We start from the raw sequence: 25,716 nt of genomic DNA, 5'->3' as shown, positions 1-25,716 counted from the left end.
GTTATTATGATTAGTACAACTGCTTTTTATTTCAAGAATCTTAACTAAAACGTTATCAAACTCTTTCATAAAAATCAAAATAAAATGAAAAACGAATTGAGACCCTTTTGGAGAAACTTTTTTGATTTTAATTGGAAGTTCGGTCTTTTCTTGATTCTAATTATTTGTATTCCACGATTTATTTTAGTTCTAAGAGCAAATGAAACTGCTAATTATAGTTACATTGGTTTAATTATGATGATCTCTGCCATTGCTCCTTTTCTATTCCTCAGTAAATATGGACGAAAACAAATCGGAATCATAAAGCCTAAAAAATATTCTTGGTTATTCGGGAGTTTTATTTTGGGGCTAATGTTTAGTGTTCTACTCTACTTTGTGGGGAATTTGATGTATGGAAATACTTTTGAAAATTGGTATGTATACATTGGAAAATCATACAATATTCCTATTGAAATTGAACCAAATGACAAACTCATAATGTTCGTGATTATGGCAATAACAGGGATGATTTTTAGTCCGATTGGAGAAGAATTATTTTTTAGGGGAATTGTTCATTCAAGTTTCGCAAAATCATTTGGAAATGTAAAAGCATCGATAATTAACAGCTTTGCTTTTGCTTTAACTCACATCTCTCATTTTGGGTTAGTATTTATAAATAATGAATGGAAATTATTAACATTTCCAACATGTATTTGGACACTCAGTATGTTCTTAGTAAGCATTTTGTTTTATTTATGTAGAAAAAAATCAGGTTCAATTTTAGGCGCCATAATTTGTCATTCGGCTTTTAATTTAGGAATAATTTATTGTATTTTCTATTTATTAAACAAAACATAGGACTTTTATTTGTTGGTAAGCATATTTAATTTTTTTGTCTTTTATTAAATAATCACGTAACGTGAATCTCTATTTGTTATGTGTTTTTTCAATTTTTATTCTGCTCTTTTTACTTTACTAAATTACTTTTCAATATAATATCTTTAATCTTTCTTTCATAGTAATAATATAAATCGCTGTCTTCGCTCATTTGATTTTCTAAAACAATTATGCTTATATCATATTGGGGAACATAAATATTCAAAGAAGAAAAGCCATCTCCAAGTCCTGTATGACCAAAATATTGAATTCCATTATCATCAACTATTCTAATGTTATAACCATACCCCATCTTTTCTTTTCCAAAAACATTATGTTGCGATTTTGCACTTTCGGTGGTCATCAATTGATAGGTTTCCGGTTTTAAAATTTTTCCTTTATGAAGGTTTTCGTTCCAAATGAACAAATCTTCAGCTGTCGTAATAATTCCATCCGCAGGAATATTTTCAGTATTGATAAATGTTGAATCCACCACTTTGTAGTTATTCTTATCTATTAAATGCCCTGAAACAAGATTTTTAATAGTCGTTTTAGAATAGCAAAATGTATGCTTCATATTTAATTCTTTAAACAACTCTTTTGCTAATTCTGTATATGTTTTTTTGGAAGAGAACTCAATAATTTTTCCAAGTAGTATATTGGATAAATTTCCATATTTAAAATCAGAACCTGCTTTAAAAACTAAAGGTTTTTCAATATCAACAATACCGTGAGTATGATTTAGCAGTTGATGCACAGTAACGGTATCTGCCCAAGTCTGCGTTACATAAGGTAAATAATTCTTAATCGGCGATTGCAAATTGACATTTCCTTTTTCGACTTCTTTTAAAAGTAAAACAGATGTAAATTGTTTACTATTAGACATAATTTCAAAATTATGATCTAAAGTCAAAGGCTTTTTCTTGTCAAAATTTGTAAAACCATAAGATTTTGAGTATTTGATCTTCCCTTTTTTAGTAACCAAAATTACTCCGTTAAATGAATAAGGACTTTTCTCCTTCAATAAATTATCAATAGAAATCGAATAGTCATCTTTTTCCTGAGCAAATAAATTACTGCTGATACAAAAGAAAAAAACAAAAACTAATTTTAAAAAATGTCTCATTTTATTGTTTACAAAAGTTATAAAGCTTGTTCAATTTTAATCAAATTAAATCTCGCATCTGATTTAATAAAATCTTTCATCATTGCAGCATGCCCCGCTCCTACAATTACTACAATATTCTTATCTGTTTTCGTCACTTGATTTTGAATATTTGCATACATAATCAAATTTCTTTTATACCATAAAGAAACAAAATCAGAACCAAAAAAATCAGAGTCTTTATTTACTCTATTCAGAAATGAAATATACAATCCTTTATTTAAATTGTATTGTTCTCCTGTGTTCAAGCATTTAAAAACATCCTCTAATGTATTTTGCCTTATGCAATTATTCATAAAAGTTTCTAATTCTGCTAATTTTTTGTAAGCTGAAAAGAGTGATATTGTACCCAAATTGAGCGACAACAAATTTAGTATAAACTTTTATTTTTTTGAAGGTATAAACTAAGCGAATATAACATAATGTTTGAAAGGTTGTTTATCATTATCCCAGTATCTTCTCAATTTTTTAAACCCATTATCTGCTATAAAAAAATCCCAAAACTTTCGTCTTGGGATTTCAATATCATTTAAAAAGATGTTCTTTTTATTTCACATCCATCAACTCCACGTCAAAGACCAAAGTAGCGTCCGGTGGAATAACCCCACCTGCTCCACGGCTTCCGTATCCTAAATAAGACGGAATCACAAAACGAGCTTTATCTCCTACTTGTAACAACGCAATTCCTTCGTCCCAACCTTCAATCACTTGACCTACACCTAACGTAAAATCAATAGGTTGTTTTCTTTTGTAAGACGAATCGAAAACCGTTCCGTTATCCAAAGCTCCTTGGTAATGAACGGATACTTTACTTCCTTTTTGCGCTTTTTTGCCACTTCCTTTTTGAATAATTTGGTAACGCAAACCGCTTTCTGTTTTTTGGAAACCGGCAGCTAATTTCTCTAAAGCTTCCTCTGCTCTTTGTTTCTCTTCAGCCAAACGTTTTGCACGAGAACCTTCAAAAGTTCTGAAAGCTTCAATAGCATTCCATTTTTGAGCTTCCTCTCCTACTCTAATGATCTCAACCGAATCAATGCTGTCACCTTGTGCAATAGCATCTACCACATCTTGACCTTCAACCACATGTCCGAAAACTGTATGTTTTTTATCCAACCAAGGCGTTGGTACATGCGTAATAAAAAATTGAGAACCGTTTGTTCCGGGACCTGCATTAGCCATCGACAATACTCCCGGACCATCGTGTACTAATTCCGGATGAAACTCATCATCAAACTGATATCCCGGACCACCTACACCCGTTCCTTGCGGACAACCTCCTTGGATCATAAAATCAGGAATAACACGGTGAAAAGTTAATCCGTTATAATACGGTTTTCCCATAGGCAACACATTGTTTTCCAATTGCCCTTCTGCTAAACCTACAAAGTTTCCAACTGTTCCAGGTGTTTTATCATGAGTTAATTTCACCAAAATACTTCCTTTTGGCGTATTAAATTTTGCGTAAATTCCGTCTTGCATTGTTTTTTATAATTAAATTTGATTGCAAAATTACGATTTTATATTAAAATGGAAATTAAAATAGTGGGTTACAACCCAATTTATAAAAAAGATTTTATTCGATTAAATAAAGCTTGGCTTGAAGAATTTTTTTATGTAGAACCTCATGACATTGAAACTTTTGAAAATGTAGAAGAAGATATTATTAACAACGGTGGTGAAATATTTTTCTGTTTGGTTAATAATGAGGTTGTAGGAACTGTGGCTATGATAAAAACTGATGCAATGACATTTGAACTCGCTAAGCTCGCTGTCGACAAAACATATCAGGGGTTGCATTTGAGTTCAAGATTAATGGAAGCCTGCATTGAACTGGCGAGAAGTAAAAAAGCTTTAAAAATATTTTTAGTTTCAAATACTAGCCTCAAACCGGCATTAGGTTTGTATAAAAGGTTCAATTTTATTGAAGTTCCGCTAGACGAAACAGATTATGACAGAGCAAATATTCAAATGGAATTAATTCTATAATTATGGAAAATATAAAATATCTTGAAATCAATAAAAAAGCGTGGAATAATAAAGTCCCCGTTCATGTAGATTCTGCATTTTATGCCAACGAATCTTTCTTAAACGGTAGAAACACACTCCCAAGCCTAGATCTTGAACTTTTGGGTAATGTTTCCTGCAAAAAGATATTGCATTTACAATGTCACTTTGGACAAGATTCGCTTTCCTTAGCCCGAATGGGTGCGCAAGTCACAGGCATCGATTTTTCGGAAGAAGCCATAAAAGTAGCACAAAATTTAAATGAGAAATTAGGTCTGGGAGCAAAATTCATTTGTTGTGACGTATATGACACTTTAAATCATGTTGACGAACAATTTGATATTGTGTATACTAGCTATGGTGTCATTGGCTGGCTTCCCGATTTAGACCGATGGGCTACCATTATTGCTCAAAGTTTAAAGCCCGGAGGCCAACTGGTCTTTGTTGAGTTTCATCCGGTGGTTTGGATGTTTGACGACAATTTTAATGAGATCAAATACCATTACCACAACGAAAAAGTTATCATTGAGGAATATTCCGGAACTTATGCTGAAAAAGAAGCGCCCATCACTACTGATTATGTAGGTTGGAATCACAGTTTAGCCGAAGTATTTTCGGCTTTGCTCAAACAAAATTTAAGGATTACTTCGTTTCAAGAATTCGATTATTCCCCGTATAATTGCTTTAATAAAACAATTGAATTTGAAGAAGGAAAATTCAGAATTGAGCATTTAGGTAACAAAATCCCAATGTTATACAGCATTACCGCAATGAAACAATAAAAAAATGAAATCTATTTTTAACACCCACGATAATCAGGAACTCATTACTCGCATCAATAGACTTACTCCCGAAGCTCAAGCTGTATGGGGGAAAATGTCGGTTGACCAAATGTTGAGTCATTGTCAAGCACCTATTGATGTTGCTTTTGGAAATTTACCGTTAAAAGCCAACGTTATCATGCAACTACTGGGCAAAATGCTGAAAAATAAAATCATCAACTCACCCGAATTTAAAAAAAATAGTCCAACGGCTCCTTCTTTTATTCGAACGGAACATTATGATTTTGAAACCACTAAAAAAGAGTTGATTGAAAAAGTATCAAAATTTGCCACAGAAGGTCAAGCCGCAATAAAAAATCAAACACATCCTTTTTTTGGAAGAATGACCTATAACGAATGGGACAAATTACAATACATGCATTTAGACCATCATTTGCATCAATTTAAGGTTTAAAACATTACAAATCACTACTTATCACTACATCAAAAATGAAAAACGACTAAAATATCTGATTTTCATCGAATTAACATTTTATTAAGTATTTTTTTTATTAACTTTCCGTTATAAACACAGAAAGCCCGTCTGTGCATTCAAAAAATCCTGCTTTTTATAGAAATAAACTACCGCGATAGATCATTTTTTATTGTGCAACACTAAAAATCAAGTGTATGAAAAGTATTTTTAACACCCTTGACAACAAGCAGATTATCATGAGATTACATCTGTTAAATGAAAATTCAAAAGCAAACAACAGTAATTTTACTGCTGAAATGTTATTTCGTCAATCTCTTTTAGAGTTAGACATTGCATTTGGTAAAAAAGATATTGAGGTAGATCAGGTCAAAAAAGCAATGAGTACTCTTTTCAAAAATCAGTTTATTAAATCTTTGATTTATACTGATTCCCAAAATTTTTATCGCCGAAAATATCCAAAAGAAGCCAATCAAGAGCAACTAAAAAGTGAATTAATCCAAAAGATCAATCGTATTGGCAGCCAAGGAAAACATGCTATAATGAATATGTATCACCCATTTTGGGGAAAAATGACCTATCAAGACTGGGACTACCTAGTTTGGAATTACATTGATAATCATTTAAGCGATTTGGGTGTGTAATCTTTTCGTGCGTAATCCATCATAAAGTTTTACCTTTGCGCTGTAAATATTTTTTATCATGCGCATTGATATCATTACTGTTTTACCTGATTTACTTCGTAGCCCGTTTGAAGGTTCTATTATGAAACGTGCCATTCAAAAAGGATTAGTAGAAGTACATTTCCATAACCTAAGAGATTATAGTACCAATAAGCATAAAAATGTGGACGACTATCAATTTGGAGGAGGCGCCGGAATGGTCATGATGGTAGAACCCATTGATTTGTGCATTTCAAAATTAAAAAGCGAACGCGATTATGACGAAGTCATTTACATGACTCCCGATGGTGATACCTTGAACCAAAAAATGGCCAACACAATGTCAATGCTAGAAAACATCATTATTTTGTGCGGACATTATAAAGGAGTAGATCAACGCGTACGTGACATGCACATCACTAAAGAGATTTCCATTGGAGATTATGTTTTAAGCGGTGGCGAAATTGGAGCTATTGTGCTTTGCGATACACTTATCCGTTTAATTCCGGGCGTATTGAGTGATGAAACTTCGGCTTTAACGGATAGTTTTCAAGATAATTTACTATCACATCCTATTTATACACGTCCTGCCGAATATAAAGGATTAAAAGTTCCTGAAATTTTATTGAGTGGTAATTTTCCTGAAATTGAAAAATGGCGCGAACAAAAAGCGTATGAACATACCAAAGAAAGAAGACCTGATTTATTGGAAGAATAAATACTTAAGTTTAAAAACAAAAATTCCCGATTGAAAAATCGGGAATTTTTTTACTCATTCGAAATAATAATTTTAATTGCTCTTTCTTTTGCTCCATCCAAAAAGACTTGGTACGCATGTTCTAACTCTGATAATTTAAAATGATGAGTGATCATTTTTTTAAGTGGCAATTTATTAGTTGCAGCTGCTTTAATCAACATTGGTGTCGTATTTGTATTTACTAAACCTGTAGTAATAGTTAGATTTTTTATCCATAATTTTTCAATTTCAAAATCTACCTTTTTACCATGAACACCAACATTAGCAATGTTTCCTCCTGCTTTTACAATTTTTTGACAAATATCCCATGTAGGAGGAATACCTACTGCTTCAATTGCTACATCTACACCATCCTCTTCTACTATTTTTTTTATAGCTTCTTCAACGTTTTCACTTCCGGAATTGATCGTATGTGTTGCTCCTAATTCTTTTGCCATTTCCAAACGGTTTTCATCTAAATCTATCATGATAATTTTAGAAGGTGAATAAAACTGAGCAGTTAATAAAGCTGACATTCCAACAGGTCCTGCTCCTACTATGGCAATTTCATCACCGGGTTTAACATTTCCGTATTGCACTCCGATTTCATGTCCGGTAGGTAAAATATCACTCAATAAAACAGCTGTTTCATCATCAATGGTCTCCGGAATTTTATGTAAACTGTTATCTGCATGAGGAATACGTGCATATTCTGCTTGAACACCGTCAATCATATATCCTAAAATCCATCCGCCATCTTTACAATGTGAATACATTTGTTTCTTACAGTAAGAACACGACCCGCATGCTGAAATACACGAAATAAGTACCTTGTCTCCTACTTTAAATTGACTTACACTACTTCCTACTTCTTCAATAATACCAACACCTTCATGCCCTAAAATTCGACCACTGGCTATTTCCGGGTTTTTACCTTTGTAAATTCCTAAATCTGTACCACAAATAGTTGTTTTTAAAACTTTTACAATAACGTCCGTTGGTTTTTGGATCGTTGGTTTTGGCTTTTCTTCTAACTTAATGTTATGATCACCATAATATACCATTGCTTTCATAAGAATATTTTTTTCATTTACGTAAAAATATAATTAACTTTAGAGAATAATTTGAAGTATTCTGCTAAAACATGTAACAATTCTATCATTTTTACATTTTAACTTTCAATTATGAGTTAAACTTTCATTCTTCATGAACATTACAGACAAGATATATCAAAATAGAAAATTAGAAACTTGGGTCGAAAACAGAACTTCGAGTGCCTTAAACAATGCTGAAATGCACATTTTTGAAACCCATCAAACCGAGAATAATTTTTTACTAAAATTTAGGCATCCGGTTTTAGTAAGCATGTTTGAGGGAAAAAAAGTAATGCATCTTAAAGGAATGGATTCTTTTGATTTTTTACCCGGAGACTCATTAATTCTACCTGCAAATGAACTGATGACTGTTGACTTTCCCGAGGCTAGTTTAAATACACCAACAAAATGTCTGGCAATGACTATTTCCGAAGAAATGATTCGGAAAACCATTGATGATATGAATGAAAAAAGAGCTAAAATAGACGGAGAATGGGAATTAAAAGATTATAATTTTCATTTTACCAATGATATGGCTATTCATCAAATTATTGAGCGATTGTTATTTCTTTTCACTGAAAATCATCCTTCTAAAGATATTTTTGCAGATTTTATGCTACGAGAATTAATTATTAGAATTTTACAAAAGGAAACCAAAAGTCAGTTAATCAAAGACTCTAAATCGTTGGCAGCAAATAACAGGTTAGCCTTTGTTATTAATTACATTCAACAAAATTTAGACAAAAATTTAACCATTAAAGAATTGAGCGATAAAGCCTGTATGAGTGAATCACATTTTTATCGGGTTTTCAAAAATGAATTAGATCTTTCCCCAATCGATTTTATTAATAATGAACGTGTAAAATTAGCTACCGAATTACTAAAAGACCCTAAAAAACAAATCAAAGAAATTTACATGGAATGTGGTTTTAACAGCCTTTCTTATTTCAATAGAGTTTTTAAAAGAATAGAGTTAATTTCTCCCAAAGAATATAAAATACGTACTACTACTGGAGAATAATATTAAAATATTGATTATCCCTATTGAATTTAAATATTGTGAACTGATACAAAAAAATATAAATTTCGGATTCAAAGTTCAATTTTTTTTATATATTTGCACCCAAATTTGGATTAACCTCTGGCGAAAGACGTATATGTTACTCTGAATCAAACTTTTATTTTAAACAAAATGGCTAATTTAGTTGATTTCGTACAAAGCGAATTTGTAGCAAAAAAAGATTTCCCTGAATTTAACTCAGGAGACACAATTACTGTGTATTACGAAATTAAAGAGGGTGAAAAAACAAGAACTCAGTTCTTCAAAGGAGTTGTTATCCAAAAAAGAGGGGCTGGTTTAACTGAAACTTTCACTATTCGTAAAATGTCTGGTTCTGTAGGTGTAGAGCGTATCTTCCCTTTAAACATGCCAGCTTTACAAAAAATTGAAGTTAACCAAAGAGGTAAAGTTCGTAGAGCTCGTATCTTCTACTTCAGAGAACTTACCGGTAAGAAAGCTAAAATCAAAGAAAGAAGAAGATAATTTAAACTTCTACTTAGTAAAGAATAAAAAAGTCTCAACAATGTTGAGACTTTTTTGTTTTTATATATTTTTCAAACGCAATTTTTAGGTTTTGATAAAAATTCAATGCTTAAATTACCATATCCTTAATTCAAACGTTTTCGACCACTTTGAAACTGATAATTCATTACAAAATCATTATATTTGCCAGATTTTCTTTTGAAAAACTAATAAACAAACGAACTTAAATTAAATTTTCATGTCAAATCAACCTAAAATTATCTATACGATTACGGATGAGGCGCCTATGCTAGCCACTCATTCTTTTTTACCTATAGTACAAGCTTTCTCAAAACCTGCTAACATTACTTTAGAAACCAGAGATATTTCATTAGCAGGAAGAATTTTAGCTAACTTTCCTGAATTCTTAAAAGAAGACCAAAAAATTGGTGATGCTTTAACAGAACTAGGACAATTAGCAACAACTCCGGATGCAAACATTATTAAGTTACCAAATATTTCTGCATCTATTCCTCAGTTAAAAGCAGCTATCGCTGAATTACAAGCACAAGGATTTTCTATTCCTAACTATCCGGACGATCCTAAAAATGATGAAGAAAAAGCGATTAAAGCTAAATATGCTAAAGTTTTAGGTTCTGCTGTAAATCCGGTTTTACGCGAAGGTAACTCAGATCGTCGTGCTCCTAAAGCCGTTAAAAATTACGCAAAAGCTCACCCTCACTCTATGGGTGCTTGGGCAAATACTTCAAAAACTAAAGTAGCCCACATGAATGAAGGTGATTTCTACGGAACTGAGACTTCTGTTACTTTAGATAAAGAATCACAATTCAAAATCGAATTCGTTGCAAAAGACGGAAGCGTTAAAGAATTAAAAAGTTTAGCTCCTTTAAAAGCCGGAGAAGTTATTGACAGCGCAGTATTAAACATTAATGCTTTAAAAGCATTTGTAAGTCAAGCTAAAGAAGAAGCTAAAGCGACTGGTGTACTTTTATCAGCTCACTTGAAAGCTACAATGATGAAAGTATCTGACCCAATTATCTTCGGAGCAATTGTAGAAGTATACTTTAAAGATGTTTTTGAAAAATACGGAAGTGTTTTTGCTGAATTAAACATCAATAAAAATAATGGTTTAGGAGAAGTTTTCGGTAAAATTGCCGGACATGCTCAAGAAGCCGAAATCAAAGCTGCTATTGAAACTGCTATTAACAATGGTCCTGATTTAGCCATGGTTAATTCAGACAAAGGAATTACAAACTTACACGTGCCTTCTGATGTCATTGTGGATGCTTCTATGCCTGCTATGATCCGTATTGGAGGAAAAATGTGGGATAAAGAAGGAAAAGAACGAGATACTTTAGCAATGATCCCGGATCGTTCTTACGCTGGTGTTTATGTTGCTGTAATTGATGACTGTAAAGCAAACGGAGCTTACGATCCTAAGACTATGGGGTCTGTTCCAAACGTAGGATTAATGGCTCAAAAAGCAGAAGAATATGGCTCACATGACAAAACGTTCCAAGCGGAAGCTGAAGGAACTATTCGTGTAGTAGATGCTGAAGGAAATGTATTGTTACAACAAGCTGTTGAAGCCGGAGATATTTTCCGTATGTGCCAAACTAAAGATGCTCCTATCCAAGACTGGGTTAAATTAGCTGTGAATAGATCTCGTTTATCTGATACTCCTGCTGTTTTCTGGTTAGACGAAAATCGTGCTCACGATAGAGAAATCATCAAAAAAGTAGAAAAATATTTAAAAGACTACGATACAACAGGTTTAGATATTCGTATTTTAAACCCTATTGAAGCTACAAAATTCTCTGTAGAAAGAATCCGTCAAGGTTTAGACACCATTTCTGTTACAGGAAATGTATTACGTGATTACTTAACAGACTTATTCCCTATTTTAGAAGTAGGTACTTCTGCAAAAATGCTTTCTATTGTTCCATTGATGAATGGTGGTGGATTATTTGAAACCGGTGCAGGCGGATCAGCTCCTAAACACATTGAACAATTTTTAGAAGAAGGATATTTACGTTGGGATTCATTAGGTGAATTCTTAGCTTTAGGCGCCTCTTATGAGCATTTATCGCAAACACAAAACAATCCTAAAGCTATGGTTTTAGCTGAAGCTTTAGACGTTGCTACTGAGAAATTCTTAGAAAACGACAAATCTCCGGCTCGTAAAGTAGGACAAATTGACAACAGAGGTTCTCACTTCTACTTAGCTTTATATTGGGCAAATGCTTTAACTACTCAAGATAAAGATGCTGAATTGAAAGCTAAATTTGCTCCAATTGCTGAAGAATTAAATGCTAACGAAGCTAAAATCAACGAAGAACTGATTGCTGCTCAAGGTTCTGCTCAAAACATTGGTGGATACTATCATCCAAATGAAGAGTTGACCGCTAAAGCAATGCGTCCAAGCACAACTTTAAATGCAATTTTAGCTAAATTGAATTAATCAATTTCTATAATTTAATAAGCAAAGGCTTCCAATTTGGAAGCCTTTTGTCTTTGCTACATTACAAATGTTCTATTTTTTCAGTTGCTCAATTTCTGCCTTTAATGACACCACTTCATCATTCAACTCTTTAACAGCTTCAATTAGCACAGGTATTAATTGTATATAATTAACTGTTTTATATTCTTCAACCTTAGCTTGTGTATAATCAGTTCTCATCGTTTTAATCATTTCCGGAAAAACTTTTTCTACTTCCTGTGCTATAACTCCATATTCTTTACGTTTATGATGCTTAACCATCATTTCTCCGTTTAAATCATTTCTTTTAACATCAAACTCTATATCATAATATTTACCTGATATCTGTTCCAATTTTTCTAATGGCGAGTCAATTCTTTCAATATTAGATTTTAATCTCTGATCTGAAAGATTTTGAAAACCAGAGTAAGTAGCTACAATACCATTACCCACTATTGCATAAGTATCTGTTGTATCTCCCCAAAGGCCAACATATCCGTACCCATAAGTACCTACACTATTATAAGTAGTTGCTCCAAAAGCATCGTAATTTTGCCCCCATACACCATAACCCGGTCTGTAATTTGTCACACCTACAACTCCGTTAAATCCTTGCCCGTATACACCATGTCCTCCATTAGTTCTTAGATTACTTCCATTTATTGCAGCTGCAGCTGTAGCTGTTGAAGCCACTTCTCCGGAAACACCCGCTGCTGCCCCTGTTGTCATACCTACAATTGCTGCTGTATTAGTCGCTGTATTATTTGTCTCTGCTTGAATAGTTGAATAACTATTTGAAGAAGATGTGCTTCTTGCCCAAATAGCAACTCCGCTTGTCGAAACTGTTGACTGGATTCCGGCAGTATTAGACATCGGGTTATTAATAACTAATCCATGTGTAGCAGCATTTTGATTATTTATTGTAACAGATCCGGCATCTGCAGTTATGGTTCTTCCGGCACCTGATCCTCCTTCGTCATAAGCCATATCTAATGTATTATGTGATCCACCAGCCGCTCCGGCAGCCATTCTTACCCAAATGGTTCCATTCCAATAATAATACCCCGGAGTAACATCACTCACTGTTGCTGTATTGTAGACAATTGTCCCTGCTGTTAATGCGCCACCAGCTGGATTTACTACAGGCGCTGCAACTGTTGTAGTTGTTAAAGCAATTTGCGGAGCTAAAAAGCCATTTGAAGAAGAGTTAATTTCTAAAGCTGCTCTAGGATTAGTAGTTCCTACACCAACTTGAGCCATAGCAGTAATGCTCATTCCTAAAAAAACAAAAAGTAATCTTTTTCTCATAATTATATTAAATATTTTTTACATATAAATCCAAATATAATAAATTTATTCTACTAAATAAGTTAAAAAATAATACAATTGATATATATTATACTAAATAAAAAAAGATCACAACTCTATTATATAGCTCTGTAATCTTTTTATATCACTATATATAAAATTGAGAACTTAAAGGATAAATTTTACTTTTCCATAATTAAAAGTTATTTTTGGAATTCGTAACTAAAGATTTTATGAAAAAAATTATAATTAGCATATTTGCTTTATACGTTCACTTTCTTTCCTTTTCTCAAAATTTCACTATTGAAGAAACAGTAACCGGACCGCGAAAATATGCTCCCGAAACTATTTTGTTTTCCCAATGGAAAAAAAGCGAAAATGCTTTCATTTACCTAAATAAAGACTACCAATCTCTTATAGAAAAAAACAGTCAAAACAAATGGGCAGCAACCACACTAGCAACAACGACTGAACTCATAAAAAGTTTAGAAACGGCTTTTCCGAATGAAAAGTTCGAACTGCGATTTTTTCCTTATAATTTTGAATGGATTACAAACGAAATCATTTCTTTTACTGTCGAAAGTAAAACCCAAAAACATTTTGTTCACTACGATTTCAAAAATCAAAAAATAGTTAAAAGTGTCACTGTTCCAACAGCTGCAAACGAACCTAATGTTTCTAAAGGTTTTGATGTTGCTTGGTTAGAAGACAACAATATTAAAATTACTTCGCAAAACGGAACTACACTTTCTGTAACAAACGATACGGATAAAGGAATTGTAAACGGAAATAGTTATGTACACCGTCAGGAATTTGGTATTCACCAAGGAATGTGGTGGAACGAAAAAGGAACAAAACTAGCTTTCTACCGAAAAGACGAAACCATGGTTGGCGATTACCCAATCATCAATTGGAACGAACGCGAAGCGGTAAATAATAACATCAAATACCCAATGGCGGGTATGAAAAGTGAAGAAGTAACGCTTCAAATTTTCGATATTAAAACTCAAAAGACAATTCAAATTCAAACGGGCGAACCCAAAGAGCAATATTTAACAATGGTTTCTTGGCATCCTAATGGGGAAAGTATCTTTATTGGTGTATTAAACAGAGAACAAAATCATTTAAAATTCAACCAATATAGTACTAAAACCGGTGCTTTAATCAAAACTTTATTCGAAGAGAAAGCAGCTACTTGGGTAGAACCGCAGCACGAAATCATCTTCTTGCCTAATAATTCGGAACAATTCATTTACCAAACCGATTATAACGGTTATAACCAAATGTATTTGTACAGCACATCAGGGAAATTAATTAAAAATTTAGGCTATAAAGATGTTATTGTTTCCGAATTCAAAGGATTCAGTTCAGATAACAAATCGGTGTATTATACCGGAATTACGAATCAAGGTCTGGATCGTCAATTGTTTGAAGTTTCTTTGAAATCGGGCAAAACAACAGCTTTAACTTCGGCTTCAGGAACGCACAATGCAAGTGTTTCATTCGACGGAACATACATTTTAGATACTTTTAGTAATACCGAAACACCTAATACTGTTGCCATTGTTGAAACCAAAACTAAAAAATCAACTTCTTTGGTAAACGCTTCAAATCCTTTTACCGGAAAAATTGATTTACCAAAGATGGAAATGGTTACTTTAACTTCTGCTGATGGAAAAACATCTTTAAACGGACGTATTTTGTATCCAACAAATTTTGATGCAACAAAGAAATATCCAGTCATGATTTATGTTTATGGAGGTTCTCATGCGCAATTGGTTACCAATAAATGGTTAGGCGGTGCAGGATTTTTCGATTATTACATGGCACAACAAGGATATGTTGTTTTTACCTTAGATAATAGAGGTAGTGATGCTAGAGGAAAACATTTTTGCGATGTCAATCACCGTCAATTAGGAATTAACGAAATGGCCGACCAATTACAAGGTGTTGAGTTCTTAAAATCAAAAGACTTTGTTGACACCAATAAAATTGGAGTTTTCGGTTGGAGTTTTGGTGGTTTTATGACGACTTCACTCCTAACCACTTATCCTGATTTGTTCAAAGTAGGTGTTGCTGGTGGACCGGTTATCGATTGGAAATATTACGAAGTAATGTATGGCGAACGTTATATGGATACGCCTCAAGAAAATCCGGAAGGTTATGAAAATGCTTCTTTATTGAACAAAGCTCAAAATTTAAAAGCACGCTTATTGGTAATCCACGGAGCTCAAGATCCTGTGGTAGTACAACAAAACAGTATGAATTTTATTGAAGCATGCATTAAAGCAGGAAAACCAATTGATTATTTCTTGTATCCAAATCACGAACACAATGTTAGAGGAACCGACAGAATTCACATGTATGCGAAAATTGCCGATTACTTTAATACCTATTTAAAATAATTTATAAGCCAAAATTGAAAGCTATGAGTACAAAAATCCACAGAAATAAAGAACTATCCATTTTTGAAGCCTTAATTCCCGTTTTTGCATTAGTTGGAATGCTAGCTTATAACGTATTTGTTTTTGGAGACGAAGCCTTAAGCGGTAGTAACCAATTTGTGCTTCTTTTAGGCGCTTCGGTTGCAGCTATCGTTGGTTTCTTTAATAAAGTTTCTTATAAAAAAATGATAGACGAAGTTGCCGAAAACATCAAATCGACTGCCGGAGCTATTTTGATTTTATTGATGGTAGGATCTTTAGCTGGAACTTGGCTAGTAAGCGGTGTCATTCCTTCCATGATTTATTATGGACTAAAAATATTGAGTCCGGCTATCTTTTTACCGGCCACTTTAATTATTTGTTCCGTAATTTCTATTGCAACCGGAAGCTCTTGGACAACTTCAGCTACTGTGGGTATTGCCTTAATTGGGATTGGTGGCGCTCTAGGTTTTGATTTAGGAATGGTTGCCGGAGCTGTTATTTCGGGTGCTTATTTTGGAGACAAATTATCTCCCATGTCAGACACAACCAACCTTGCTCCTGCTATGGCCGGAACCGATTTGTTTACGCACATTCGTTACATGACCATTACAACAGTTCCTACCTATATTATTACGCTTATTGTTTTTATCATTTTTGGGTTAACAGTAGAAACACACGGAATTGCCAATACCGATGCGCTTTTGGCTGATATTGAAAAAGCATTTAACATTACCCCTTGGTTGTTTTTAGTTCCTGTTATTGTAATTGGTTTAATCGTCAAAAAAACGGAACCTTTAGTGGCTTTATTGGTTGGAACTTTATTAGGTGGAATTTTTGCACTTATCTTTCAACCAAATATTATTTTGATGCTTTCTGGTGGAACCGAATTGAACTTTTTAAACGGATATAAAGGCGTTATGAATGCCATTACAGTTGAATCGGTAATTCCAACAGAGAACGAAACGCTACAAGATTTATTCAAAGCAGGCGGAATGCAAAAAATGTTGGGAACTATTTGGTTGATTCTTTGCGCTATGGTTTTTGGCGGAATTATGGATGCTATCGGAGCTTTGGCACGAATTAGTCAAACCTTATTAAAATTAGCACATTCCACTTTTGGACTATTTGCTTCAACTGTTGGAAGTTGTTTAGCGCTTAACGTTACTGCTTCTGACCAATATTTAGCGATTGTAGTTCCGGGTAAAATGTTTGCCAAAGCTTACGAGCACAAAGGTTTGGCTCCAGAAAACTTGAGTAGAACCTTAGAAGATTCGGGAACAGTTACCTCTGTATTAATTCCTTGGAACACTTGTGGTGCTTATCAATCAGGGGCATTAGGAGTAGGAACTTTTGATTATTTACCATATGCTGTTTTTAATTATTTAAGTCCGTTGATGACCTTAATTTTCGCAGCTTTAAACATCAAAATAAGACAATTAACGACTTCAAAAATTGAAGAATAATAAGTATAAATAAAACTTATTCTATAATAAAAATTAACCATGACTTAACTATAGTTGTGGTTTTTTTATTTGTAAATTTGCATTAGAAAATTAGTAATAACATTAAAATAACAAATTATGGCACTAGTAGGAAAAAAATTCCCTAACATTACAGTTGACGCTATTTCTGAGATGGGTGACAACTTAAGAATCAACGTTTTAGAAGAAGCAGTAAACAACAAGAAAAAAGTTGTATTGTTTTGGTATCCAAAAGATTTTACTTTTGTTTGTCCAACAGAATTACACGCTTTTCAAGCTGCTTTAGGTGAATTTGAAAAAAGAAATACTTTAGTTATTGGTGCTTCTTGCGATACTAACGAAGTTCACTTTGCATGGTTAAACACGCCAAAAGACAATGGTGGTATTGAAGGTGTTACTTACCCAATTTTAGCTGATACTACTAGAAATTTAGCAGCCGCTTTGGATATTTTAGATGCGGAATGGGTTTTCGACGAAAATCTTGAAGAAGAAATTTTAGAAGGTTCAAATGTAACTTACCGTGCTACTTATTTAATTGACGAAGATGGTAAAATTTTCCACGAAAGTGTAAATGACATGCCATTAGGAAGAAATGTAAACGAGTACTTAAGATTAATCGATGCTTATACTCACGTTCAAACTCACGGTGAAGTTTGTCCGGCTAACTGGGAAGAAGGTAAAGACGCAATGAACGCAGATAGAAAAAGTACTGCAGCTTATTTAGCTTCTCACTAATAAAAAATCAACTTCAATAGCAATGTCAAAGATCAATTTGACATTGCTATTAAATCAAAATCCAAAAATTATGTTTCAAGAAATCGAGCAAGATAATTTACAAGAAATTGTAAACTCTAATGATACTGTATTGGTTCAATTTTCGGCTTCATGGTGTGGAAACTGCCGTATTATGAAACCAAAATTCAAAAAATTAGCTTCTGAAAACGAAAACGTTCCATTTTTAGTTGTAGATGCTGAAAAGTTTCCGGAATCCAGAAAATTAGCTAAAGTGGACAACTTACCTACTTTTGCCGCTTTCAAAAACGGTCAATTGGTAAAACAAACGCAAACAAACAAAGCTGAAGTTTTAGCAGAATTAGTTCACGAAGTAATTTAATTAATGGTTTTTTGTTCATAGTTTATGGTTATTTAAAAATTTATTTTAACCATCAACCACTAACAGCAAACTATAAACTTTAAAAACATGAAATTACCTGTAATTAAACAGCTTACTCAGTTTATTGAAGAGAACGACCAAGATTACCTAATTGAAACTATTGAAGTTTTAGAAAATCTTACCGAAGTTCCTTCTTTAAAAGACGAAGAGTTAGATGTTATTGGAGAATTAATCTCTAATATGTATGGCGCTTTAGAAGTACACAAAATGATTCAAGACGGAAAAGACAAAAAAACCGCTTTAAATGATTTCATGAAGCGCGTCTTGGGTTCTATCGATAAAGAATAAAAAATGCTCTCTAAATTTGAGAGCATTTTTTTTACGCATAAAAATACAGAATCATTATTATTTTGTTAAAAAATTATATATTGCATAATATTTCAATATATAATTTATGAAACAACTATATTTTTACACTACTCTACTTTTAAGCTGTTACACTTTAATTGCTCAAACTACTTTTAAACCAAGACAGCAGCAGCTTGAGTTTATTGAACTTCACAACGGAGAATTATCTGTTTTAAAAACACCTCAAGCTACTCTTCAAAGCTTTGTTTCTAAACTTCCTTATCCTATTATTTTTGTTCACGGACTCAATTCCAGTTCGGATACCTGGAACACTTCAACCGATTATTTTGATAACCAATATAATTTTAGTTTCGGTGGTCGATTGGATTATTGTTTAAATGCTGATAGTAATAATACCCTAGCCAACACTAACTTCTACCCTACTCCTAATGCTGATATTGCTGCATTTCAGACTAATTTCCAAAATGGAGATTATTTCTATGTGAATTTCAATGTAGAACCAAACGGAACTATTGATACCAGTGTTTTAAGCAATCAAGCTGCAATTACCAAACAAGGGGCTGCTATGAAAGACGCTGTACAACGTGTGCTACAAATTACCGGAAAAGATAAAGTTATTTTGGTGGGACATAGTATGGGCGGTTTGGCTTCACGAGAATATTTACAAAATACGATCAATTGGCAAAGTGATAATCAACATCACGTAGCTAAACTATTAACTTTAGGAACACCTCATGGCGGAAGTAATGCAAGCGACAATCCGTTAGCCTTTTTTACTAGTGTTAATGTACGTTCAGAAGCCATCAGAGATTTAAAAAAAACCTATTATTACAGTGGGGAACCAAGTGTTTTTTTATTTGGAGGAGCAGAAATTCAGAACAGCAGTACGATGAATGATAATTCATATTCGCCCGATTTTTATAATGTAGACATCAATTGTAATGGCACAGTTGGTGAAAGTATTACAGGTTTAAACCAAAGAGCTGCCGATCATTTTATTGATTATTCTTGTGTTATCGGAAGAATTACGGGTGGCACAACAGACGGTGTTGTTGCCGAACCTTCTTCGCTATTAAATACATATATCACTGGACTTACCTATCCTGCAAAATATTTCTACTTTAATTCGTCATTCGATTTTATTGAAAATCATACCGAACTTCCCGGAAAATATTATCAGATCATGCAAGGTTTAGACGAACCTAATTTTAAAGAACTAGCTTATGGAATAAATACCAATCAAGATTATTATGGTTTTACGACAGTTCAAGCTAATTCAGGAACTGCTGATTTGGACTTTTATAAATTTACTGTTTCAGATGCCATTGATGCTCAGATTAACATTAGTTCTATCACAACTAGTAACATGAATGCTATACTTTTAGACGAAACCGGAAACAATATAGGTTCAACTCATAATAATAGTGGTAACAGTATTAGTTTTTCTGAAACTTTAGCTGCAGGAAACTATTTTTTAAAAATTACAAGTGTCAATCCATCCACAACAAATTACCAAACACCTTACCAATTCAGTATTACTACTACTTTGAATAACTCGTCTTTTAGTTCAGATGAAAATACGATTCGCATTTATCCCAATCCGGCTACAAATGTTTTAATAATTCATGGAAACGAAATGGAAAAAATCAGTATTTATAATCTTTTGGGGCAACAAGTACTATTGCTAAATAATTTAAATACTTCAAATCAACAAACTTTAGATATTTCTCCATTACAATCAGGAGTTTATTTATTGAATGTAGAAAATAACCAAAAACAATATACTTTAAAATTTATAAAAGAATAAAAATAGTTATTTACTTAACCAACTAAGTTTGCCGAATTCTAACCTTTAAGAATTCGGCATTTTTTTATGTATTAAAATATTTTTTTCTAAACCAAAAAGCTAAATTCACCAATGCTATCAAAGCCGGAACTTCAACCAAAGGACCAATTACACCTGCAAAAGCTTGTCCGCTATTAATTCCGAAAACACCAATAGAAACTGCAATAGCCAATTCAAAATTATTTCCGGTTGCTGTAAATGCAATAGCTGTAGCCTTAGAATAATCGGCTCCAAAATATTTTCCGATAAAGAAACTCACCACAAACATAATTCCAAAATAGATCACTAAAGGAATAGCAATTCGAACTACATCCATTGGAATCTGAACAATTAACTTGCCTTTCAGACTAAACATCAGAACAATAGTAAATAACAAGGCAATTAACGTTATCGGTGAAATAAAAGGAACATATTTTTCCTGAAACCACTTTTCGCCTTTTAAACGAATCAATCCAAATCGACTGATGATTCCTAAAACAAACGGAATTCCCAAATAAATTCCAACACTTTCCGCAATTTGCTCAATACTAATATTAACTTCGAACCCTTTGTAACCGAAAATAGGTGGTAAAACGGTAATAAAAAAATATGCGTAAACGCTGTACAATAGCACTTGAAAAATACTATTTAAAGCAATTAAACCTGCTCCATATTCTCGATTTCCTTCTGCTAAATCATTCCACACAACAACCATTGCAATACATCGTGCCAAACCAATAAGAATAACGCCAATCATATATTCAGGATATCCTTCTAGGAATAAAACAGCCAAGAAAAACATTAAAATCGGACCAACAATCCAATTTAAAATGAGTGATGCACTCAACACTTTAGTATTTTTAAACACCTCACCCATTTTGGCATAATTTACCTTTGCTAAAGGCGGATACATCATCAAAATCAAACCAATTGCTAAAGGAATATTCGTTGTTCCACTTGAAAAAGAATTGATAAAACTACTGCTTGAAGGAATAAAATAACCTATTCCCACTCCGATTACCATGGCTAAAAAAATCCATAGTGTTAAATAGCGGTCTAAGAATCCTAATTTTTTTCTTTCTACGACCGGAGCGCAATTAGTAACAGACATACTACTTCTTTATTTGTGAGAAAACATAAAATAGTTCAGAAGCAATTTCTAAACTTCTTTCTTCATATTTAGCATTCATTAAATCCGTGCCGTCAAAAGCTTTCGGATCTTCGTAACGAATCGGAATTCGGGCTTCAGCACCAAAGATAAAAGGACAACCTTCATCTGCCGAAGAACACGTCATAATCGCAGCAAAACCTTTTTCGGGATTAAAACTGTCATCATATTTTTTAGAAAAACCAATAACAGCAGCTTCATTTGCATCATATTTTAAAGCATACACCGGATTTGTATTTTCAGATAACTTTAAAATTTTAAAACCTTGATTCGTCAATGTTTCCGATACTTTCTCAAACATAGCTGTCGCTTCTGTTCCTCCTGAATAACAAAAAACATTAGGGATTTTAAAATGAAAAGCCATAGTTTGTGCCCAAATTTGAGACAAATGACTTCTGCGCGAATTATGCGTACAAATAAAATTCAATCGGATTGTGTCTTTTGAATTGACTTTGTTTTGGATAAAATCGATTAAAGGTTGTAGCACCTCTTTTCGTTCGTTAGAAACAGAAATTTCTGTTATTTTTTCAAGTGTCTGCGATAGTTTTGTATACATTTTACAAAAGGGATTTTAGCAACAACCTGAGTTTGGTGTGCAACAAGAAGTTTTAGCTTGTAAATCTTTTAAAGAAATTTTCATTTTTTCCGGCGGAATTCCACAATGATCTGTTGCTAAACAAGTCGTTTCATTTTTCGTTAATTTGAACATTCCGTTTTCAAAAACCAACCCGAATTTTCCAATGGTTTGTTCCATTTGGTACTCTACTTCCAAGTCCAAGTCTTGACCTTGAAACAAATTCTCAGAAGCTTTGATGATTTTGAACACTTTGTCAGCCGTTAAGCGATGTTCTAAATCACCAGCAAACCAAACCTGAAATGTAATTCGTTTTTCTTCGCGAATGGTATTTCCGCAATCGATAAAATTCTTGGTCAACAAACCCATTTCTGTAATATGAAAATGGCTAGGGACAAAAGTTCCGTCAGGTAACTGAATGGTAAATTCTGTTATCGTTTCTAAAGCGGTTTTAAATTCTGATAATTTCATTTTTTACTTTATTTAATATTTTGTCAAATTGAGCGGAGTCAAAATCTTATGAATATAAACTTAATTTATTGGCTGCCTATCTCTCGACTCCGCTCGAGATGACAGATTAAGAATTATTAACAACATTTTGTGTTCAACTTCTTTGAAATAACTCCAAAATAGTCTTCAATAAGAGATATTGTAACCGGATTTAAACAATAACAAATAGCAGTTCCTTCTATATTTCCTTGAATAATACCTGCATTTTTCAGCTCTTTTAAATGTTGTGAAACCGTTGGTTGTGCTAAAGGCAATTCGTTTACAATATCACCACAAATACAACTATCTACACTCAATAAATATTGAATAATAGCAATGCGTGCCGGATGTGACATGGCTTTAAACAAATTGGCTAAATCGTTTTGTTCTTTGGTAAAAAAATCCGCTTTTGAAGCTCCCATATTTAAAATTATTATATTGCAATATTACGATATAATAATTAAATAGCAAAATAAAAAAGCTCTAATTAAAATCAGAGCTTTTCATTTATGTGTTTATTCTTTTATAAATTTGGTATTTCCACTACCCTTTTCAGAATTTACTTTTATGAAATATGTTCCGTTTTCTAAATTGGAAATATCAATTTTACCCGTTGAATTTGAAACAGCAATTACTAATTGCCCAATAATATTATAAATTTCAACCGATTTAATCTCCGCTTGATTTTTACCTGAAATGTTCAAAATATCCTTCACCGGATTTGGATATAACACAAACTCTTTTTCAAACTCAAAACTTGGATTGCTCAAAGCCTGAATAGTTGTTACATAATTATTGGTTGTAATAGGAAAGTTATAATCAAAATAGATATTCGCTTCATTACTAAATGTCTCACCAACAGTCAAGGTTGGCAATGTTTTTATTTTAAAAGCCACATAACCATCATTAATTGCGTCATTGAAATCTAAATTGATGTTTTCAAAAATAAATTCCACTTTATTGTCCTTAATTCTTGTATAGAAATCATGACTACTATGCAAAGGAACTAAACTTGAAAGATCAAATTTTGAAGCATCAATCATGTCTTTTACTACGATATTTTGCGCAGGATAAGTTCCGGTATTTTCAAAACGAATTACATAGTGTACATATTTTCCAATCATATTCGGTTCAACAACTTCTCCTTCTAAACAGGTTTTATCATTGGGATCATAAGAGCCAACCACGGTTTGATTTAATGTAAATGAATTATCTTCAATAGTTTCATCTGTATTTGCTGTCGTAATTGTAGCTGTATAATTTAACACATCCCCATTATTGACAGCAGGTGTTTCTGTCGGAGAATTTACATTGAAGGTAATTTCAATTTCTCTAGTTTCAAACGGCTGTAAATTAGTATAATTCCAAATTAAACTATTGGTTACTACACTATCATAGACCGGATTTGAAGAAACATAATCTAAAACTGCATCGTCAAAAGCCAAGGTTACATTTCCGTTTTCTAATTGATTTCCTTTATTTCTAAATACTATTTTATAATTCGCATCAAAACCCGGTCTTGCAGGATTTCTTGGTACAATCATAACTTCCACATCTGAATGTACGCCATTTGCCGTAACACAAAAATCTTGAGTAAACGGACTTGGCTGAGTTGGAAAATCAACTGTAAAACTTGGAGGAGTGATATTGAAATATGTAGGATTTTCTAAATTTGGTGTAATTATATAATTTCCTGCTTGTAAAGGGATATCAAAATTTCCGGATACATTTGAAATAAAACTATCTGTAGTTGTTCCATCTGTTATGTTAAAATTCAAGTTTGGATAATTGATATCTGACACATCACACCCATTAGTATCAAAATCATATTTTGTATTGCCTGAAACTTCGTAAAAAGTTCCTCCCGGAGTAAAAGAGCAATAACTGTTTACATGGCAATTAATATAACCTAAATCAATTACTTCTTGCTGGTACATTTCAACATTTTCTTCATCAGCACATATATATTGAATATTAGGATTATTTAATAAAGACAGATTCAAGTCACTACTCCCTGTTTTAATAAATAATGCAATTAATTGATTATTTCTACAATCCAATTCTAATAAATTATTACAGCCTGAAATATTTAAGCTGGTTAGTTCATTGTTATAACACGAAAGCCAATTTAAAAAAGTTAAATTAGAAACATATAAACTCGTTAATTGATTGTTATTACAATACAATTGTGCTAAATGAATGCATCCTGTCACATCTAAGTTAATCAATTGATTGTTATTACAAATTAAATAGTTTAAACTTGCACAATTTGAAGCATCTAAACTTATTAATTGACCATTAGTATACTCTAAAGAATTTAAACTAGTTAGTCCGGAAACATCCAAACTAGTTAATTGGTTATTATCGCAATATAGCACTTCTAAATTGGTACAACCTGAAACATTTAAACTCGTTAATTGATTATTTTGACAATCAAAACTTGTTAATCCAACAAAATTAGACACATTTAAACTCGTTAATTGATTATTTTGACAATCAAAAGAGGTTAAACTATTACTGTTTGAAACATCTAAATTAGTTAATTGATTATCATGACAACTCAATTCTTTTAAAATAGTACAACCTGAAATATCTAAACTACTCAATTGATTATATCTACATTGCAAAAGATGTAAATTAATACAATCAGAGGCATCTAAGCTTATTAATTGATTATAATTGCAGAACAACCAATACAAATTAGTACAATTAGATAAATTTAAACTGGTTAATTGATTATTCCCACAATTTAATGTATACAAATTAGTTAAATTAGAAACGTCTAAACCGGTTAATGAATTATTATTACAACGCAATTCTACCAAATTAGTAAAAGCTTCAATCCCTGTCAAATCAGAAATAGCTAAGGAAACTATACTTAGATACTTAATAGCTTCCGCTTCCGAAACTTGTATATTTCCATCTCCATTAGTGTCAATAGCATTAAAAGTACCTACACCACCATTAGCATGAGGTGTAGCAGTTGAAGCAATATTATTATTTGAACCTGCACTTAATAAGGCTGCCTTAAAATTAGCATCCGGGATATTTACAATTTGAGCATTAACTATAAAATTAAGCAGTAAAAAAGATAAAACATAGAGTTTTTTCATATCAAGAAATTTATTACCAAAAGAAACAAAAAATATATTTTTTAACAAGTTATTATT

25 protein-coding genes are annotated in these 25,716 nt (G+C 32.6%); 15 read left to right on the top strand and 10 right to left on the bottom strand.

Features of this window, described 5'->3' with window-relative positions; all coding sequences use genetic code 11:
- Nucleotides 1-84: 84 nt before the first annotated feature.
- On the top strand, nucleotides 85-837 hold the full coding sequence (locus tag ACUSJC_RS08005) for a CPBP family intramembrane glutamic endopeptidase (RefSeq protein WP_449269043.1): 753 nt from the start codon (nucleotides 85-87) through the stop codon (nucleotides 835-837).
- A gap of 109 nt (nucleotides 838-946) precedes the next feature.
- Here ACUSJC_RS08005 and ACUSJC_RS08000 read toward each other — a convergent pair whose 3' ends face one another.
- The 3 genes from ACUSJC_RS08000 to ACUSJC_RS07990 all read right to left on the bottom strand — a co-directional run bounded on the left by ACUSJC_RS08000 (nucleotide 947) and on the right by ACUSJC_RS07990 (nucleotide 3,499).
- Nucleotides 947-1,981: a serine hydrolase domain-containing protein gene (locus ACUSJC_RS08000; protein WP_449269042.1), complete on the bottom strand. Its 1,035-nt coding sequence runs from the start codon at nucleotides 1,979-1,981 to the stop codon at nucleotides 947-949.
- 17 nt (nucleotides 1,982-1,998) lie between these two features.
- Nucleotides 1,999-2,373, bottom strand: coding sequence for a DUF5694 domain-containing protein (locus ACUSJC_RS07995; RefSeq protein ID WP_449269041.1), 375 nt, complete (start codon nucleotides 2,371-2,373; stop codon nucleotides 1,999-2,001).
- Nucleotides 2,374-2,566: 193 nt separating this feature from the next.
- Nucleotides 2,567-3,499, bottom strand: coding sequence for a peptidylprolyl isomerase (locus tag ACUSJC_RS07990; RefSeq protein WP_449269040.1), 933 nt, complete (start codon nucleotides 3,497-3,499; stop codon nucleotides 2,567-2,569).
- A gap of 48 nt (nucleotides 3,500-3,547) precedes the next feature.
- Here ACUSJC_RS07990 and ACUSJC_RS07985 point away from each other — a divergent pair, with 48 nt between their 5' ends.
- The 5 genes from ACUSJC_RS07985 (at nucleotide 3,548) to trmD (ending at nucleotide 6,658) form a co-directional block, all read left to right on the top strand.
- On the top strand, nucleotides 3,548-4,006 hold the full coding sequence (locus ACUSJC_RS07985; RefSeq protein WP_449269039.1) for a GNAT family N-acetyltransferase: 459 nt from the start codon (nucleotides 3,548-3,550) through the stop codon (nucleotides 4,004-4,006).
- 2 nt (nucleotides 4,007-4,008) lie between these two features.
- Nucleotides 4,009-4,806, top strand: a complete 798-nt coding sequence (locus tag ACUSJC_RS07980) for a class I SAM-dependent methyltransferase (RefSeq protein WP_449269038.1) — start codon at nucleotides 4,009-4,011, stop codon at nucleotides 4,804-4,806.
- A gap of 4 nt (nucleotides 4,807-4,810) precedes the next feature.
- Entirely contained in the window at nucleotides 4,811-5,260 is a 450-nt protein-coding gene (locus tag ACUSJC_RS07975) for a DUF1569 domain-containing protein (RefSeq protein WP_449269037.1), read from the top strand.
- 215 nt (nucleotides 5,261-5,475) lie between these two features.
- Complete coding sequence (locus ACUSJC_RS07970; RefSeq protein WP_449269036.1) at nucleotides 5,476-5,922, top strand: hypothetical protein; 447 nt, start codon at nucleotides 5,476-5,478, stop codon at nucleotides 5,920-5,922.
- Between the two features lie 58 nt (nucleotides 5,923-5,980).
- Nucleotides 5,981-6,658 (top strand): tRNA (guanosine(37)-N1)-methyltransferase TrmD, encoded by a 678-nt coding sequence (gene trmD / locus ACUSJC_RS07965; RefSeq protein WP_449269035.1) that lies wholly within the window; start codon nucleotides 5,981-5,983, stop codon nucleotides 6,656-6,658.
- 50 nt (nucleotides 6,659-6,708) lie between these two features.
- On the opposite strand, the gene ACUSJC_RS07960 is transcribed toward trmD, so the two are convergent.
- Nucleotides 6,709-7,749: a zinc-dependent alcohol dehydrogenase family protein gene (locus tag ACUSJC_RS07960; protein ID WP_449269034.1), complete on the bottom strand. Its 1,041-nt coding sequence runs from the start codon at nucleotides 7,747-7,749 to the stop codon at nucleotides 6,709-6,711.
- A gap of 133 nt (nucleotides 7,750-7,882) precedes the next feature.
- Between ACUSJC_RS07960 and ACUSJC_RS07955 the strand changes: the two genes are divergently transcribed.
- The 3 genes from ACUSJC_RS07955 (at nucleotide 7,883) to ACUSJC_RS07945 (ending at nucleotide 11,774) form a co-directional block, all read left to right on the top strand.
- Nucleotides 7,883-8,791: an AraC family transcriptional regulator gene (locus tag ACUSJC_RS07955; RefSeq protein WP_449269033.1), complete on the top strand. Its 909-nt coding sequence runs from the start codon at nucleotides 7,883-7,885 to the stop codon at nucleotides 8,789-8,791.
- A gap of 171 nt (nucleotides 8,792-8,962) precedes the next feature.
- A complete protein-coding gene (gene rplS / locus ACUSJC_RS07950; RefSeq protein WP_449269032.1) occupies nucleotides 8,963-9,313 on the top strand; it encodes a 50S ribosomal protein L19 in 351 nt (116 codons plus the stop codon).
- Nucleotides 9,314-9,551: 238 nt separating this feature from the next.
- Nucleotides 9,552-11,774 carry an NADP-dependent isocitrate dehydrogenase gene (locus ACUSJC_RS07945; protein WP_449269031.1) on the top strand — a complete coding sequence of 741 codons (2,223 nt, stop codon included), beginning with the start codon at nucleotides 9,552-9,554 and terminating at the stop codon, nucleotides 11,772-11,774.
- A gap of 72 nt (nucleotides 11,775-11,846) precedes the next feature.
- Here the strand turns inward: ACUSJC_RS07945 and ACUSJC_RS07940 are convergent, their stop codons facing one another.
- A complete protein-coding gene (locus tag ACUSJC_RS07940; RefSeq protein WP_449269030.1) occupies nucleotides 11,847-13,100 on the bottom strand; it encodes a tail fiber domain-containing protein in 1,254 nt (417 codons plus the stop codon).
- 233 nt (nucleotides 13,101-13,333) lie between these two features.
- Here ACUSJC_RS07940 and ACUSJC_RS07935 point away from each other — a divergent pair, with 233 nt between their 5' ends.
- From ACUSJC_RS07935 to ACUSJC_RS07910, 6 genes are all read left to right on the top strand, one after another.
- Entirely contained in the window at nucleotides 13,334-15,505 is a 2,172-nt protein-coding gene (locus ACUSJC_RS07935) for a DPP IV N-terminal domain-containing protein (RefSeq protein ID WP_449269029.1), read from the top strand.
- Between the two features lie 23 nt (nucleotides 15,506-15,528).
- Nucleotides 15,529-16,989, top strand: a complete 1,461-nt coding sequence (nhaC, locus tag ACUSJC_RS07930; RefSeq protein WP_449269028.1) for a Na+/H+ antiporter NhaC — start codon at nucleotides 15,529-15,531, stop codon at nucleotides 16,987-16,989.
- Between the two features lie 117 nt (nucleotides 16,990-17,106).
- Nucleotides 17,107-17,742: a redoxin domain-containing protein gene (locus ACUSJC_RS07925; protein WP_449269027.1), complete on the top strand. Its 636-nt coding sequence runs from the start codon at nucleotides 17,107-17,109 to the stop codon at nucleotides 17,740-17,742.
- A gap of 70 nt (nucleotides 17,743-17,812) precedes the next feature.
- Nucleotides 17,813-18,121 (top strand): thioredoxin family protein, encoded by a 309-nt coding sequence (locus tag ACUSJC_RS07920; RefSeq protein ID WP_449269026.1) that lies wholly within the window; start codon nucleotides 17,813-17,815, stop codon nucleotides 18,119-18,121.
- An 87-nt stretch (nucleotides 18,122-18,208) separates the two neighbouring features.
- Complete coding sequence (locus ACUSJC_RS07915; protein ID WP_449269025.1) at nucleotides 18,209-18,469, top strand: DUF6952 family protein; 261 nt, start codon at nucleotides 18,209-18,211, stop codon at nucleotides 18,467-18,469.
- A 106-nt stretch (nucleotides 18,470-18,575) separates the two neighbouring features.
- Nucleotides 18,576-20,297 carry an alpha/beta fold hydrolase gene (locus tag ACUSJC_RS07910; RefSeq protein WP_449269024.1) on the top strand — a complete coding sequence of 574 codons (1,722 nt, stop codon included), beginning with the start codon at nucleotides 18,576-18,578 and terminating at the stop codon, nucleotides 20,295-20,297.
- 64 nt (nucleotides 20,298-20,361) lie between these two features.
- On the opposite strand, the gene arsB is transcribed toward ACUSJC_RS07910, so the two are convergent.
- From arsB to ACUSJC_RS07885, 5 genes are all read right to left on the bottom strand, one after another.
- The gene (arsB, locus tag ACUSJC_RS07905; RefSeq protein ID WP_449269023.1) at nucleotides 20,362-21,426 is read right to left on the bottom strand and encodes an ACR3 family arsenite efflux transporter; all 1,065 of its coding nucleotides are present in this window, start codon (nucleotides 21,424-21,426) and stop codon (nucleotides 20,362-20,364) included.
- A 1-nt stretch (nucleotide 21,427) separates the two neighbouring features.
- Nucleotides 21,428-22,039, bottom strand: a complete 612-nt coding sequence (locus ACUSJC_RS07900; protein WP_449269022.1) for an arsenate-mycothiol transferase ArsC — start codon at nucleotides 22,037-22,039, stop codon at nucleotides 21,428-21,430.
- A 15-nt stretch (nucleotides 22,040-22,054) separates the two neighbouring features.
- The gene (locus ACUSJC_RS07895; protein WP_449269021.1) at nucleotides 22,055-22,528 is read right to left on the bottom strand and encodes a DUF6428 family protein; all 474 of its coding nucleotides are present in this window, start codon (nucleotides 22,526-22,528) and stop codon (nucleotides 22,055-22,057) included.
- A 116-nt stretch (nucleotides 22,529-22,644) separates the two neighbouring features.
- Nucleotides 22,645-22,968: an ArsR/SmtB family transcription factor gene (locus tag ACUSJC_RS07890; RefSeq protein WP_449269020.1), complete on the bottom strand. Its 324-nt coding sequence runs from the start codon at nucleotides 22,966-22,968 to the stop codon at nucleotides 22,645-22,647.
- Between the two features lie 93 nt (nucleotides 22,969-23,061).
- Nucleotides 23,062-25,659 carry a DUF7619 domain-containing protein gene (locus ACUSJC_RS07885; RefSeq protein WP_449269019.1) on the bottom strand — a complete coding sequence of 866 codons (2,598 nt, stop codon included), beginning with the start codon at nucleotides 25,657-25,659 and terminating at the stop codon, nucleotides 23,062-23,064.
- Nucleotides 25,660-25,716 lie beyond the last annotated feature (57 nt).

Source organism: Flavobacterium sp. U410 (assembly GCF_053570605.1).
This window is presented reverse-complemented; position numbering and strand designations above follow the sequence as displayed.